The 14,744-nt window shown below is 49.9% G+C and carries 14 protein-coding genes; 4 read left to right on the top strand and 10 right to left on the bottom strand.

What is annotated here, in order from left to right:
- From ACI4N7_RS01735 to ACI4N7_RS01725, 3 genes are all read right to left on the bottom strand, one after another.
- The coding region (locus ACI4N7_RS01735) for a hypothetical protein (RefSeq protein ID WP_439731644.1) at positions 1-221 on the bottom strand (221 nt) is incomplete at its 3' end.
- A gap of 134 nt (positions 222-355) precedes the next feature.
- Positions 356-1,177, bottom strand: a complete 822-nt coding sequence (locus ACI4N7_RS01730; protein ID WP_439731643.1) for a substrate-binding periplasmic protein — start codon at positions 1,175-1,177, stop codon at positions 356-358.
- Between the two features lie 163 nt (positions 1,178-1,340).
- Positions 1,341-2,141 (bottom strand): basic amino acid ABC transporter substrate-binding protein, encoded by an 801-nt coding sequence (locus ACI4N7_RS01725; protein WP_439731642.1) that lies wholly within the window; start codon positions 2,139-2,141, stop codon positions 1,341-1,343.
- A gap of 490 nt (positions 2,142-2,631) precedes the next feature.
- On the opposite strand from ACI4N7_RS01725, the gene ACI4N7_RS01720 reads away from it, so the two are divergent.
- From ACI4N7_RS01720 to ACI4N7_RS01705, 4 genes are read left to right on the top strand one after another with little or no spacing between them, the layout of a single operon-like run.
- On the top strand, positions 2,632-3,219 hold the full coding sequence (locus tag ACI4N7_RS01720; protein ID WP_439731641.1) for a DedA family protein: 588 nt from the start codon (positions 2,632-2,634) through the stop codon (positions 3,217-3,219).
- Positions 3,216-4,808, top strand: coding sequence for an ArnT family glycosyltransferase (locus tag ACI4N7_RS01715; protein ID WP_439731640.1), 1,593 nt, complete (start codon positions 3,216-3,218; stop codon positions 4,806-4,808). The genes ACI4N7_RS01720 and ACI4N7_RS01715 overlap by 4 nt, the downstream gene beginning before the upstream one ends.
- Positions 4,809-4,810: 2 nt before the next feature.
- Positions 4,811-6,559 (top strand): ArnT family glycosyltransferase, encoded by a 1,749-nt coding sequence (locus ACI4N7_RS01710; RefSeq protein ID WP_439731639.1) that lies wholly within the window; start codon positions 4,811-4,813, stop codon positions 6,557-6,559.
- Between the two features lie 55 nt (positions 6,560-6,614).
- Positions 6,615-7,298, top strand: a complete 684-nt coding sequence (locus tag ACI4N7_RS01705; protein WP_439731638.1) for a uracil-DNA glycosylase — start codon at positions 6,615-6,617, stop codon at positions 7,296-7,298.
- Positions 7,299-7,401: 103 nt separating this feature from the next.
- Here ACI4N7_RS01705 and ACI4N7_RS01700 read toward each other — a convergent pair whose 3' ends face one another.
- The 7 genes from ACI4N7_RS01700 to gcvH form a co-directional block, all read right to left on the bottom strand.
- Entirely contained in the window at positions 7,402-7,818 is a 417-nt protein-coding gene (locus ACI4N7_RS01700) for a GtrA family protein (RefSeq protein WP_439731637.1), read from the bottom strand.
- Positions 7,819-7,939: 121 nt separating this feature from the next.
- Complete coding sequence (locus tag ACI4N7_RS01695) at positions 7,940-8,881, bottom strand: glycosyltransferase family 2 protein (RefSeq protein ID WP_439731636.1); 942 nt, start codon at positions 8,879-8,881, stop codon at positions 7,940-7,942.
- A gap of 260 nt (positions 8,882-9,141) precedes the next feature.
- Positions 9,142-10,503 (bottom strand): dihydrolipoyl dehydrogenase, encoded by a 1,362-nt coding sequence (lpdA, locus tag ACI4N7_RS01690; protein ID WP_439731635.1) that lies wholly within the window; start codon positions 10,501-10,503, stop codon positions 9,142-9,144.
- Positions 10,504-10,597: 94 nt separating this feature from the next.
- Positions 10,598-11,596 carry a lipoate--protein ligase gene (locus ACI4N7_RS01685; protein ID WP_439731634.1) on the bottom strand — a complete coding sequence of 333 codons (999 nt, stop codon included), beginning with the start codon at positions 11,594-11,596 and terminating at the stop codon, positions 10,598-10,600.
- Position 11,597: 1 nt separating this feature from the next.
- Entirely contained in the window at positions 11,598-13,031 is a 1,434-nt protein-coding gene (gcvPB, locus tag ACI4N7_RS01680) for an aminomethyl-transferring glycine dehydrogenase subunit GcvPB (RefSeq protein ID WP_439731633.1), read from the bottom strand.
- Entirely contained in the window at positions 13,015-14,340 is a 1,326-nt protein-coding gene (gene gcvPA / locus ACI4N7_RS01675) for an aminomethyl-transferring glycine dehydrogenase subunit GcvPA (protein ID WP_439731632.1), read from the bottom strand. Before gcvPA ends, gcvPB begins: the two co-directional genes overlap by 17 nt.
- 2 nt (positions 14,341-14,342) lie before the next feature.
- On the bottom strand, positions 14,343-14,744 hold a 402-nt coding region (gene gcvH, locus ACI4N7_RS01670; protein WP_439731631.1), incomplete at its 5' end, for a glycine cleavage system protein GcvH.

The raw sequence follows: 14,744 nt of genomic DNA, 5'->3' as shown, positions 1-14,744 counted from the left end.
CCCTGGTCATCGGAATTGGAGCTGCGGTAGCCGCCGCAGCCATAGCCTCTTCTGCCATAGTTCCCGTTCCGGGAATCAGAGCTGTCGGAGCTGTAAGCCTGCCGCGGACCATAGCACCAGCCATTCCAGCTGTCCTGTCCATTATCCGCAAAAACACTGTATCCTCCCACGGCGATCAGGCCAGCTGCCGCCAGAGAAACGATAAGGGTGCTTTTTTTCATATAACCATCCTTCCTTCTTATATAATGATAAAGAATTTTTTTCAAAATACCTCTATCCCTATTATATCATGAAAAGCAAGATGTTACTTGCTTTATTACACGCAAATTCATTTTCTATGTCCGGGCGGTCCTGCTCAAGCCTTGACATCCGGTTCCTTGCTGAAGCTTTCATCGGCAAACCATTTATCATAAATCTTATCATATTCGCCGTTTTTCATAAGCTTGTCCAGCGCCTCGTTGACCTGCTTCTGGAGGCCTTCGTCCTTCTTATTGAGCATCATCACAAATCCGCCGGAACCGCTGATAATACCGGCCGGTTTCAGTTTGTCAGAAGCCCCGTGAGCCAGATAGAAACGGGCTACCGGCTTATCCAGGATCAGTGCGTCCGCTTCATTATCCTCCACTGCTTTAATAAGCTGGTCGTGGTAGTCGTACTCCTTCACTTCTGCACCGTACTGTTTGGCTGTTTCCACATATACCGTGCCCTTTTCCACAGCCACTTTCTTTCCCTTCAGATCTTCCGGCCCTTTGATTTCATTATCTTCCTTACGTGCCAGGATGGATACATTTTCCTTGCTGTAGTAGATATTGCTGAAATCCACCTTGTCTGCTCTGTCCTGGGTCATATCTACTGCCGCTACGGCGATATCCGCCTTGTTGGACTGCAGAGCCGGTACCATTTCATTGAAAGGCATGCTTTCATAGACTACCCGGGCTCCCAGCTCCTTAGCTACCGCCCCGGTAATATCTACGTCAAAGCCAACGATTTTCCCTTCTTTATCCTTATATACAAAAGGGGGATATGTGGCTACGCAGGCCACCCGCAGCTCCTTCCCCGCCGCAGCAGAAGAAGCCGCAGGAGCGGAAGCAGCCTGCTTTTCCCCGCCGCAGCCGGAAAGGCCTGCCACGATTCCTGCTGCCAGCACTGCCGCGCCTGCTTTCATCCATCTGTTCATGAGAAACACCTCCTGAAAAACGCTATAGTGATGTTGTCTTCATTATATAGGTATAAAATTGAATTATCAAATAGGATTTGAACGAATGTAATGCTTCCGGCAATGATGTGATTCACACAAAAAACGGACCCCCTTTGCGGGAGTCCGTTTTTCCGTGCAGGAATTATTTCTTTCCTTCGTTGCCAAACCATTTGGTGTAAATCTTGTCATAGGTGCCGTTGTCCTTCAGTTCTTTCAGCGCCTTGTTGACAGCAGCCTGCAGTTCCTTATTATCTTTCTTCATGGCAAATACCATGCCTGCCGCATCCTTGGCAGTACCGACAATCTTCAGATCCTTGTCAGCGCCCTGTTTCAGATAATACATGCCTACCGGCTGATCAATAACCACTGCGTCCAGCGTATTGGCCTGGAGTTCCATGAAAGCCTGAGAATTGGAATCCAGCTGTTTCACGTTGGCTGCTTTTGCTTCCTGTGCCAGTTTCACCTGCTGGGTGCCTACCTGGGCGCCTACGTTCTTGCCTTCCAGATCTGCCCAGTCCTTAATGGTGTCATTATCTTTATTAACGATGATGACGAAGCCGTCCTGAGTGAAATAAGGATCGGAGAAAGCCACCTGTTTCGCTCTTTCCGGGGTGGCGTTGAGACCGGCAGCAATGAGATCGATCTGTCCGGACTGTACGGCCGGAATGAGGGCATCGAAGCCCATGCTCTTGAATTCCATCTTGCTGCCCATCTGTTTGATAACTGCATCAGCCAGGTCGATATCAAAGCCCACATATTTATCGTCCTTTGTAAATTCAAAAGGCGGGAATGTGGTTTCGGAACCTACACGGATCACAGAAGGAATCCCGTTTTTGGATGCAGATCCGCTGCTTTTGGAATCTCCGCCGCCGCAGCCGGCCACGCCAAATACAGCAGCCATAGCACCCAATGCCAGTACGATTTTTAACTTTTTACCCATCATGACAAATCATCTCCATGCAATTTTCTCAGTCCGGAAACCCCTTAATGAATTTTTATTCAGGTTTCTGATTTCCCTCTTCATAAAGATAACAAGGATATTTTCCGTTTTTCAGCAGATTTTCCATAAATTGGAAGAATTTATAAAAAACGCATTTTTACAATTCTAGTATCTTTATGCAATCTATGCATATTTTATCAACATTCTACATAAATGTCAAATGCCGGCCCTCTGCTTCCCATGGCACATCCTGATGCGGTCCTGCTGCCTCACTGCCTTTGATTGACCCTGCCCTCTTACCATGTTATAGTTTATAGGACAAGCCTCTTTCCGGCATGACCGCAGGAGTTTCTCCTGTTAAATGATTCTTTAAGCATTGTAAATATATTATACATTTTTCTACTCTATCATAGAATGCAGGTTGAGGGACTCCTGCTCCCCGCCCGATAACTCATATTTTGAACGTTCCGTTATAAACAAAGGACCTACCCACATGGAAATTATTATTTCATTTCTCTCTGAATGGGGATATGCGGCACTGTTTATCTGCATGGTGCTGGAAAACATGAATATTCCCATCCCCAGTGAAATTATTCTGGGATTTGCCGGTTTTCTGGTATCCCAGAGCATTTTCTCCTTCTGGCCCACCGTGCTGATAGGCACCGCCGCCGGAATTACCGGTTCCATCATTTCCTACTACCTGGGCTACAAGGGCGGCCGGGATCTGATTTTGAAACATACTGCCAAAGGCGGTCTTGGTGCAAAAAAAATGATCGCTGCCAAGGACTGGTTTGAAAATTACGGTGCCATTGCCATTTTTACAGGCCGGCTTCTGCCGGGAGTGCGTACCTTTATTTCTCTTCCTGCCGGCATCGCCCAGTTTCCTCTTCCTGAATTTATCCTCCTTACCCTGGTGGGTACGGTGCCCTGGACCATTTTCCTGGTATTTACCGGTTCCGTACTGGGCCACAACTGGGCCATGATTCTCGATTATAAATGGGAAATTGCCGGCGTCTGCCTGCTGATTTCCGCCGTTATCGCTTTAGGATACCATATATACCACAAGAGAAAATCAAAATGAAATTCAATAAGAACTGTCTATTTTTATTCCTTTTCTGCCTGGTCATTTACGGTGCTTTTCTGGGAACCATTCCTCTTTTAGATCCCGATGAACCGGTATACGGCGAAACCGCCAAGGAAATGATTGCTTTCGGAGACTTTCTTTCTCCCCGCATTTACGGAGAATTCTGGTACGATAAGCCACCTCTGTTCTACTGGCTGGAAGCATTGTCTTTCAGCCTGTTTGGCGTTTCCACCTGGACCGCCAGACTGCCTTCCCTTCTTTTGGGTGCCCTGACTCCGGTGTATCTTTATCTGTCTTCCCGAAAGCTGATTGGCGAAAGGGCCGCTCTCCGCGGTGCCTTTATCTGCGCTTCTTCCCTGGAAATCATCGTCCTTGCCAGAAGCAGTGTCACTGATACGCTCCTCACTCTGACTCTCACCATAGCCCTTATGTCATTTCTCCGTAAGGAATACTTCACCGCCTACATTTTCTGCGGCCTGGCACTTCTGACCAAGGGTCCCGTGGGCTTCGGATTTCCAGCCCTTATCGTAGGCATCTGGATGATATGCACGAAACAGTTCAATCTGAAGAACGTGATGGGACTGAAATGGTACTGGGGCATTCCACTTGCCTGCCTGGCAGGTCTTCCCTGGTACATCGCCATGGGATGGATCCATGGCGGGCCTTTCATCGACACCTTTCTGGGATACCATAATGTCACCCGTTTTGTAAGCCCCGAACATGCAGGACAGAATCACTACTGGCTCTACCTGGTGGTTCTTCTGGCAGGATTCTATCCCTGGTGTGGAACACTTCCGGGTATTTTCCGCCGGACCAGACAATGGATGAAGGACCGGGCAGCCTCTTTTTTCCTCGTATGGGCCCTCTTTATTTTTGTTTTCTTTTCCCTGTCTTCCACCCAGCTTTTCTCCTACATTCTGCCCATGTTCCCGCCCCTTTCAATGCTGGCAGGCATGTATATGACAGACTGCGAAAAGACGGGACATATATCAAAGGCCCTCATTCTCTTCCATCTGTTTTTCTCCCTCCTCACTGCAGGAGCCATCGCTCTGGCCCCCATCACGCCGGCGGGAGGTGTCCCTGTCCGCTGGGGAATTGCTCTTTTCATGGCGGCAGCCGCTGTTTTTGCCTCTGTCAGCCTGAAAAAAGGACGGTTCCATACCTTTATGGTATCCCAGGCCCTGCTCATTCTGGTTTTCGTCATCTCCATCTGGGGTGCCTTTTCCTCTCCGGTTTCTTCTCTTTTCACTTCAAAAGCCATTGCGGAAAAACTGGCATCCACAGAAAGAGACAGTTCCATCCCTCTTTATATAGACACATTTTACCGTCCCTCCACTGCCTTCTACACTGATATCTACGGCAGTGCCCTTCCTGAGTTTGACCTGAGAAAGCAGGAAACTGAAGAGAAGAATGCCGCCAAAGGCGTCCTCCTTCCCGGAAAGGATGAAAAAGCGGATATTCCCTCCTCTGCCTATATTCTGGTGCAGAAGAAAGTATATAAAAACTGGCCTGAAGAGAAAAAATCCCATCTGACCCTCCTTTGGGAAAAAGACACAGCTTTCCTGTTTTTGAAGAAAGAGGACTGACATTGAGTACAAAACATCTGAAAAGAAGAAATCAACTGCATACGGAGCCGCCGACAGACAGCCCGAAAGAAACAGGGAAAACCCTTCTCTTTTTCTTTCTGGCTGCCTTCCTTTTCCTTCTCTGGGGCTCCTGGCTTCTTCCCGTCACGGATCCGGTAGAATCCAATTATGCCCTGACCGCCAAGGAAATGGTACTTTCCGGCAACTGGATGTCACCCCAGATTTACGGGACTTACTGGTATGACAAGCCTATCATGGTTTACTGGCTTCTTTCCCTCAGTTACAGCATTCTCGGCTTTACCAATCTGGCGTCCCGGCTGCCTGCCATTGTCTGCGGCGCTCTGTCCGTATCGCTTCTGATCTGGTATATCCAGCGGATTGCCAAAGACAACGTGATCGCCGTATGGTCCGGTGCCATGCTGTCCCTGTCCTTGGAATTCTGGGTAATTTCCCATGCCATCATTACAGACAGCATGCTGCTTCTTTTCACCATTCCCACCATGCTCTCCGGATATATAGGTGTTATGGAGAGAAATAAAAAGCACCTGATCCTTGCCTATGCCGCTGCCGGTCTTGCCTGCCTGACAAAGGGACCCGTAGGCCTGGTCCTGCCCGGCGCTCTTCTTCTTCTGTGGTGTCTTTCCATGAAATCGGGAAAAATGGCCCTGCGGCTCTTTCCCTGGCAGGGCATTCTCGTTTTCTTCCTGGTGACCCTCCCCTGGTATGGAGGCATGTATCTCATCCATGGCAGTGATTTCGTGGAACAGTTCCTGGGGCTTCATAACATCATCCGCGCCACTTCCTCCGAACATCCGGAAGATAACCACTGGTACTATTACCTGGTCATTCTTCCTGCCGCTCTTCTCCCCTGGACCTTTACATCCTTTTATGGAATGGTCAAAGGCTGGAAAGACAAACCGCCCTTTTACCGCTTCCTTATGGTATGGTGCTGGGGTACGCTGCTTTTCTATACCCTTATGGCCACCAAGTATGTCACTTATACCTATATTGCCGTAGTCCCCGCCATTGTTTTTTCCGCCATGGCCGCGCCGGCTATCCGAAACGGAGAAAAATATCCCTTTCTCTGGAATGCGCTGGGATTTGTCATTTTCCTGGCTGCCGCCCTGGCCGGTTCCTTCTATATAAAGGAAGGCAGCTGGTGGGTTCTGTATGCAGTCATTCTCTATGCCTTCTGGTCCCTGGTCCTTCGCTATAAAAAGAGCAGCGGCAGACGGCTCACTGTTATCGCCGCCGTTACCGCTTCCGTTCTCCTCTGTCTCATCATGGAAGGGCTGCCTCATTACCTGCCCCGCCGCTCTTCTCTGGACCTGGCCCAGGAAATGAAAGCGGCTCCGGGAGAGCATTACTTTTTCCGCTCCTACCCTGCAGGTTACACCTTCTATACCGGAGAAACCGCAGTGCGCGTAGTACCGCCTCCTGTCGCAGAAGAAGAAGACCGGAATCCTCTGTGGAATGAAAAGTATGTCATGCCTTCCCTGCCGGATAAGGATTTCATGGCCCAGCACCGCCATCCGGAAAAGCCGGTATTTCTCTACGTATCCAAAAGCGATAAAAAATACTTTGACCAGTGGTTCTTCAAATACCGTTTTCAGCCGGTAACGCCGCTGCTCACCGGGACCATTTTTGTAATGACCGATGAGGAAAAGATTCCCGAATCTTTTAAGGAAGCCAAGGAACAGATCAAGGATGATATCAAAGAATCCCAAAAAGAGGATTCCCCTCTTCCGTAAGCCATAAACGCCGTGCTTCCTTTTCTTTCCATTTCCTGTAAAGGAGTTCTCTGTCATGGATATTTCCACCTTTATGCAGCACCTTATTTCCTACCGGGGAGAAAATACCTTCAATCCCTGGAATGACTTCAATCCGGACTATGATACCGCCGATGCCCTTTCCATCCGAAGAAAAAATCTGGAAGACTATCTGTCTTCCAGAATTCACAGGGCCAGAATTCTTCTGGTAGCAGAAGCCTGCGGCTATCAGGGAGGACAATTTTCCGGCATAGCCATGACCTGCGAAAGAATGCTGCTGGATTTCCACCCCACAGTAAACAGCCAGATGATCCTTCATCATTCCGGCAGACGTACCAGCAGGCCTGACAGTCCTTTTATTACGAAGCCTGCGCAGAAAGAAAAGGGATTTAACGAGCCCACCGATTCTGTGGTCTGGAAAGCCTGCCTTGATGCAGGCCTTCTCCCTGACGAATTCCTGCTCTGGAATATCTTCCCTTTTCATCCCTATAAAAAAGGAAATCTTCTCACCAACCGCACTCCCACAGATGAAGAATCTGCAGCCGGCCTTGTCTATACCAAAGAACTCATGGAAATGACCGGCCCCATTCCTGTATTTGCTGTAGGAAAGAAAAGCGAATCCACCCTGACCGCTGCCGGCATTCCCGTTATCGGACTCCGACACCCGGCCAACGGCGGCGCCAATATATTCCGTGCCCAGCTGAAAGAGGCACTCCGATAAAAAAACACCATGGAAATGATCATTTCCATGGTGTTTTTCATTTTTAAAATTTCTAGCAGCGCCGGTATATTGGGAAATTATATCTGCCCATCGTGACTTTTCTTCACACATGCCCGTGAAGCACATACCTTTTGGTAAAGTAGTTCCATATCATTACGATAGCTGATGCAATAACCTTGGCAAACATGTACCACAGCCCCATGATATCAATAAAAAACCACATGACTGCCTGGTTAATGCCCAGACCTATAATGGAGGTCAGTGCAAAGAGTACCATCTGCCGCCCGGTCTGCTGTTTGGCATGGAATACGACATAAACACAGAGGATGTAGTTCACCACCAGGGACACGGTAAAAGCGATGGGTGCGGAAACCAAAGGATGCAGCCCGCCGTATTCGGTAAGGGTATAGAGGAGTCCGTATTCCAGAAGAAAGCATCCGCCGCCTACGGCCAGAAAGCGAAAGACTTCCCAGAATCGTTCCGTGGAAGGGAAAAACTTGCGAATAAGAGAATCAAACATGGTGTACCTTTCTAAAGCAATGTGAGATCTATGATTGTTATTTCAGCCTTCTGTTTCCGAAAAGCTGCCGGAGATACCGGACCCAGGGGAAATCCCTGCAGTCTGTACCGACTGATGCCTTTTACCTTCGTTTCAGCATCATCCGGATGATATTCATCTGGATTTCAAAATTTTTCCGGCTGTTTTTGACTTCCGTGTCCAGCATGAGGCCGATTCCCAGGAATACGACAGCGGCCATCATGAAGAATCCTGATGTCATCAGGGTCGGCAGCTTCGGCACCAGCCCCGTGATCACATATTCATGAAATACGGGAATAAAAAGGGCAAGGGATATCAGGGCCAGAAGAACGGCTGCCATGGTGAAAAAGCGGAGCGGCCTGTAATCTTTATAGAGCATGAAAATTGTTTTCAGCACCTTGGCCCCGTCCCGGAAGGTATGAAGCTTGCTCACGCTGCCCCGGGGTCGATCACGATATGACACCGGCACATTGGCCAGGAGAAGATTCTTGTCTAAAGCATGGATCGTCATTTCCGTTTCGATTTCAAAGCCTTTGGACAGAATGGGGAATGTTTTAACGAACATGGGAGAAAAAGCCCGGTAGCCGGTCATGACATCCTTGATTTCATGACTGCTTTCTCCCCAGAACATATTGATGAAACGACGTACCAGCATATTTCCCGAATTGTGGAAAGGTCTCTTATTTTCTTCAAAATAGGTAGAGGACAGACGGTCGCCGATGACCATATCCGCCCTGCCTTCCAGTATGAGATTTACCATATCCCGGGCGCTTTCTGCCGGATAGGTATCGTCGCCATCTGCCATGATGTAGCAGTCCGCATCCACATCGCGGAACATGGAACGGATCACATTGCCCTTTCCCTGCCGGTATTCATGGCGCACCACCGCTCCGGCCCGCTCGGCAATGTCCGCCGTATGATCGGTGGAATTATTATCATATACATAAATCACCGCTTCCGGAAGCGCCTTTTTAAAGTCCTTCACCACTTTCTCTATAGTCAGCGCTTCATTCCAGCAGGGAATCAATACGGCAATCCTGTCCATTCTATCATCTCCATTCGTTCATATACTTTTCTATTGTACTCCATTTCTGCATTGAATAACATAAAGTTTATGTAAATAGTGGATCGGTAAACGGGGAAGACAGTGAAATCCCCGCTGCTTTCCGCCCGCCATTCTGAGTGCCGGCTAAGAACGACAGAGCGGGCTGCAGGCAGCATGCAGCCTTCCGGCCTGCGGATACGCTGATTCACCAGCCCACACAAAAAAGCATGGATGCCAAAAGGTTCCATGCTTTTTATGATTTATTTCAGAAGCGTTCCTTCTGCCGCTTCTCCCAGTGATTCTTCCACAGAGGGATGGGGACGGATGACTTTAAGGAAATCTTCCGTGGTCAGATGATTGGCTATGGCCAGGGACACTTCAGAAATGAGGTTATCCGCATCTTTGCAGAACAGCTGTGCTCCCAGAAGATGATTGTCCTTGTCCGCAAAGATTTTCATGTATCCTGTCTCATCGGCAATGAGACTCCTGGCATTGCTTCCCATGACAATGCGGCTTGTTTTCAGAGGAATGCCTTCTTTTTTGGCCTGATCCTCAGAAATGCCTACCGCTGCAATTTCAGGAATGGTATAAACGCACTGCGGCACAAGCTGCTGATCGATGGAGCATGGCTTTCCCGCAATGGCCGCCGCTGCCGCCTTGCCTTCCGCCTCGGCGGCATGGGCCAGCTGGATACCCCCATACACTATATCACCGATTGCATAAATGCCGGGGATTGATGTTTCAAAGCGGTCATTCACCTTGAAGCATCCCCTTTCCATATCTGCGTCCATGGAAAGAAGCCCCTTCGTTTCTGCATGGCGTCCTGTGGCAATCAGAACCGCATCGGCCGGAACAGACTCTTCTTTCTCTCCCAGTCCGTAGGACACGGCAAGAGCCCCTTCCTTTTCCGAGATTGCCTTAACTGCTGCCCCGGTAATCACCCGGATTCCCTTTTTACGGAAAACAGCTGCCAGATGACGGGCCAGATCCGTATCAAAAGGCGGAAGAAGCCGAGGCATCATTTCCACAATCGTCACTTCAGCGCCGAAGGCACGATAGGCCTCGGCAAATTCCACGCCGATGACCCCGCCGCCGATAATAACCAGCCGTTTCACTTCAGGCAGTTCTGACAAAAGACTGTCGCTGGTATATACGCCGGGAAGCCGGCTTCCAGGAATAGGAGGAACGGAAGGTGCTCCGCCCACAGCAAGGACGATATGATCCGTTTCCAGTGTTTTGGATTCTCCTTCCTTTTCCACCGACACCAGAGACGGGGAAAGAACCCTGCCGGTTCCCTGATAAACATCGATCCGATTCTGTTTCATCATTTTGGCGACTGCGCTTCGCAGGGAAGAAACGACCGCTTCGCACCGTTTCCGAAGTCCCTCAAAATCTGCTTCTCCGCCGGCATTTTTTAAGCCGAAAAGAGCTGATTTCTTCAGATTCTCCAGAAGGCCTGCCGTAAAAAGAAGCGTTTTTGTAGGAATGCAGCCCCGGTTCAGACAGGTGCCGCCCAGTTCTCTCTTTTCGATGACTGCCGTTTTCAACCCGTATCGGGCGCAGTGGGCTGCGCACACATAGCCTCCCGGCCCGCCGCCGATAATAATGACATCATATTTCATAGGCATTCCTCCCACTTTTGATCACATTTTCCTTTTGGCACCGGCACTCCGAAGGATACCTGCCTCCATGGATCACCGCCGACAGCGGCTCTCATTATATCTTTTCCAGCAGAGATGCTGCATCCTTCTGTACTTCTCTTTCTTCGGGAGTTCCTGTTTCCATAGACAAAACAGCCCGGGCCATTTCTTTCCCTTCGTACCGCTTTCCCTTGAGCACTTCCGGAATGGCGGCGATAAAGTCTGCTTCCAGACCGTCGGAATCTACGGAAACCTCTTCGATCATGCCGTGATCTACCCAGAAGGAGAATTTCAGAAATCCCCAGTCCCAGCGTCCTTCCACCGGCACATCGAACTCATGGGCTGCGCCATAGCGCCAGTCCCAGGAAGAGAAGAAGCGGATCCGTTCTTCCAGTGCTTTTTCCGGTATATCGGAGGAATGGATTTCCCGTACCGGAAGGCCATACACCTCGCCGAAGCTCTTTTGAAGCGCTTCCGTAAGACTTTCCACCGTAATATCGGGATTCAGCTCGGAAAGATTAACCACTTTGGCCGGCACGGACTTTACGCCCTTGTAATTCATTTTCGAGCCGTCCACATTCAGGTATTTCACCATATCCTTCATATCTTCCGCAATGAGAAGAGTTCCGTGGTGGTAGCAGAGGTCGCCGTGTTTATAAAAAGCATTTCCGGAAAATTTGCGTCCGTCGATTTTAATATCGTTCCGTCCGCTCTTTTCCGCCTGAATTCCGAATTTTTTGACGCCTTCCACGATGACCGAAAGCTGCCTTGCCACATCATAATCTCCCCTTCTGGCAAGGAAGGAAAAGTTCATATTGCCGATGTCATGGTAGACCGCACCGCCGCCGGAGAGCCGCCGGGCGAGAAGACCCCCATCTTCTTCCAGTTTCTTGACGTTGCACTCATGCCAGCCGTTCTGATTTCTGCCAATGACTACGGTATTCCTGTTCTGCCATAGGAAGAAAATGATTTCTCCTTCCTCCACATGGTTCATGAGGTATTCTTCCACTGCAAAATTGCGGAATGGATTCTGTGTATCCTGCCAGTTTTTAAGAAATGTAAGTTTTCGAATCATATCAATCTCCAAAATCATACCGGATATGGGGATGACGGGCGGCCTTTACCTCATCAGGCCTGCCGATGGGCGTGGTATGGGGTGCTGTGTGAAGAGACTCGGGATCTGTTCTTCCCTTCTCGAATACACGGATGAACGCCTCCGCCGCCCTGTCCAGAGTTTCCTTATTTTCTGTTTCCGTAGGTTCCGCCATAAGCGCTTCATGGACAATGAGCGGGAAATACATGGTGGGCGGATGCATGCCTTCATCCAGAAGCCCTTTGGCCACATCCAGGGCCGACACGCCGGTTTCCTTCTTGTAATGCTCCAGCGTCATCACAAATTCATGCATACAGGTGCCGGGATAAGCCATATCCATGCAGGGAGACAGCTTTTTCATGAGATAGTTGGCATTCAGGACCGCATGGGCCGAAGCTTCCGCCAGTCCGTCAGATCCAAGCATGAGAATATAGGTCAGCGCACGAAGCAGGACCAGGAAATTGCCGTAAAACATTTTCACCCGGCCGAAGGATTTCGCCGGTTTCACGAAATGATAGACATTTCCTTCTTTTTCTACCACCGGATGAGGCAGGAAATCTTTCAGAAATGCCTTGCATCCTACAGGACCGCTTCCGGGGCCGCCGCCGCCGTGGGGTGTGGAGAAAGTCTTGTGGAGGTTCACATGGACGCAGTCAAATCCCATATCCCCGGGCCGTGCCCGGCCCACCACCGCATTCAGGTTGGCGCCGTCATAATAGCAGAGTCCGCCTGCTTCATGGACAATGCGGGTGATTTCCAGAATATTCGGATCAAAAATGCCAAGGGTATTCGGATTGGTAAGCATGAGGCCTGCCGTATCGTCTCCTACCGCTGCCCTCAGCCCTTCCAGATCGACTCCGCCCTTGTCATTGGAGGGCACATGCACCACTTCAAAACCTGCCATGGCGGCAGAAGCCGGATTCGTGCCATGAGCGGAATCAGGAACAATAATCTTTGTCCGCCCAGTATCTCCCCGGGAAAGATGATAGGAACGAATCAGCAGAAGTCCTGTATATTCACCATGCGCACCGGCAGCCGGCTGAAGCGTCATGGCATCCATGCCTGTAATGGAAGCCAGCAGCTGCTGCAGGGAATACATGATTTCCAGAGATCCCTGCACACTTTCCTCCGGAGCCAGCGGATGGATATCCGTAAAATCCTTCAGAGATGCAGTCAATTCATTCACAGCAGGATTGTACTTCATGGTACAGGATCCCAGAGGGTAGAATCCATGATTTACGCCGAAAGTCTGCTTTTCCAGCTGGCCGTAATGCCTGTCCATTTCCACTTCATCCAGTTCCGGAAGATGGGGTGCCTTTTCACGGAGCGGAATATCCACCGGCCCCTCCGGTACATCCAGAGGCGGGAACAGATCCATATGATGTCCTTTTTTAGAACGTTCAAACAGAAGCTCCATGAGATATCCCTCCTTTCAAGATCGATACCAGTCTGTCCATATCCCCGCGGCTGTTCATTTCTGTAGCACACCAGAGGATATCACCTTCCAGCGGAAGGCCACCGAGAATACCTTCTCCCGCCAGAAGCTTCTCCACGTCCTTTGGCGGAAGAGGAGATTCAGTTACAAATTCGTCAAAGAAGGGGCCCTTATATTTCAGCGGGAATCCTGCTTTTTCCAGTTCTCCTGCCAGATAATGAGCTTTGGCATAGCACTGTTCAGCCGCTTCCTTCATGCCTCCCGGTCCCAGCGCAGCCATATAAGCGCCGGAAGCCATGGTGCAGAGTGCTTCATTGGAGCAGATATTGGATGATGCCTTTTCCCGACGGATATGCTGTTCTCTGGCCTGCAGGGTAAGCACATAGCACCGGTTTCCCCGGCTGTCTGTAGTTTCTCCCACAATACGGCCGGGCAGTTTTCTCATCAGTTTTTCCCGGCAGGTCATAAATCCCATATAGGGGCCGCCGAAGGAAAGGGGAAGCCCCAGTTCCTGCCCATCGCCAACGGCAATGTCTGCGCCGTACTCGCCGGGTGTTTTTAAAAGTCCCAGGGACAGAGGAGATACGGACATAACCGCCTTTGCCTTTACATCATGGGCAGCAGCGGTGAGGCTGTCGCCATCTTCTATAAGTCCGTAGAAATTGGGGTTCTGGAAAAACAGAGCCGCCGTTTCCGCATCAGCCATTTTGCCTGCCGCTTCTGTATCAGTCCTGCCTTCCTTCACCGGAATGACTGCAAGCTCCACCCTTCGGCTCTCGCAGTAGGTTTTCATCACTTCCAGTATCTGGGGATGGACCGCTCCGGACACAAGGACTTTATTCTTTTTTCTCTCCAGGCACATGAATACCGCCTCCGCGGCGGCGGTAGCGCCATCATATACCGACGCATTGGACACATCCAGACCGGTCAGTTCCGCTATCATGGTCTGATATTCAAAAATGGACTGAAGAATCCCCTGGCTGATTTCCGCCTGGTAGGGAGTGTAAGTCGTGCGGAACGCTTCCTTTGCAATCACCTGCTTTACAATAGCGGGAATGTAATGGCAGTAGGCACCGGCGCCGCGGAAAATGGAAGTAAACCTTCTGTTTTTCGCTCCAGTCTTCTCTATCTCCCGGAGAACCTCCATTTCACTCTTTCCCTGCGGAATAGATACTTTTTTCAGATATACCTTTTCCGGCACATCCCGGTATAGATCATCCACCGAGGACAGCCCCAGAAAGGTAAGCATCTCCTTTGTTTCCTCCGGAGACTGCGGTACATAGCTTCCCATAATCATTCCTCCCCGCAGGTTTTGCAGAATTCTTCATACTCCTTTGCATCCATCAGATCTTCCATATCACTTACATTTTTAACCTTTACAAACCAGGCACCATAGGGATCTCCATTGACCTTTTCCGGTGCATCCAGCAGTTCTTCATTCACTTCTTCCACTTCCCCCGTTACCGGGCTGTATACATCGGAAACCGCCTTTACCGATTCGATATCCGCAAAGGTGTCGCCCTGGCTTACCGGGTCTCCCACTTCCGGAAGATTAACGAATACAATGTCACCCAGCTGGTCCTGGGCATAATCGGTCAGTCCGATGAGCACGAAATCTCCTTCTTTTTTGACCCATTCATGAGTTTTAGCGTACTTTACATCCTGTGGAAAATTCATAATAGTTCCTCCCTTGAT

It is taken from the genome of Dialister sp. (genome assembly GCF_051885895.1).
In the GTDB taxonomy this organism is placed as follows: domain Bacteria; phylum Bacillota; class Negativicutes; order Veillonellales; family Dialisteraceae; genus Dialister.
This window is presented reverse-complemented; position numbering and strand designations above follow the sequence as displayed.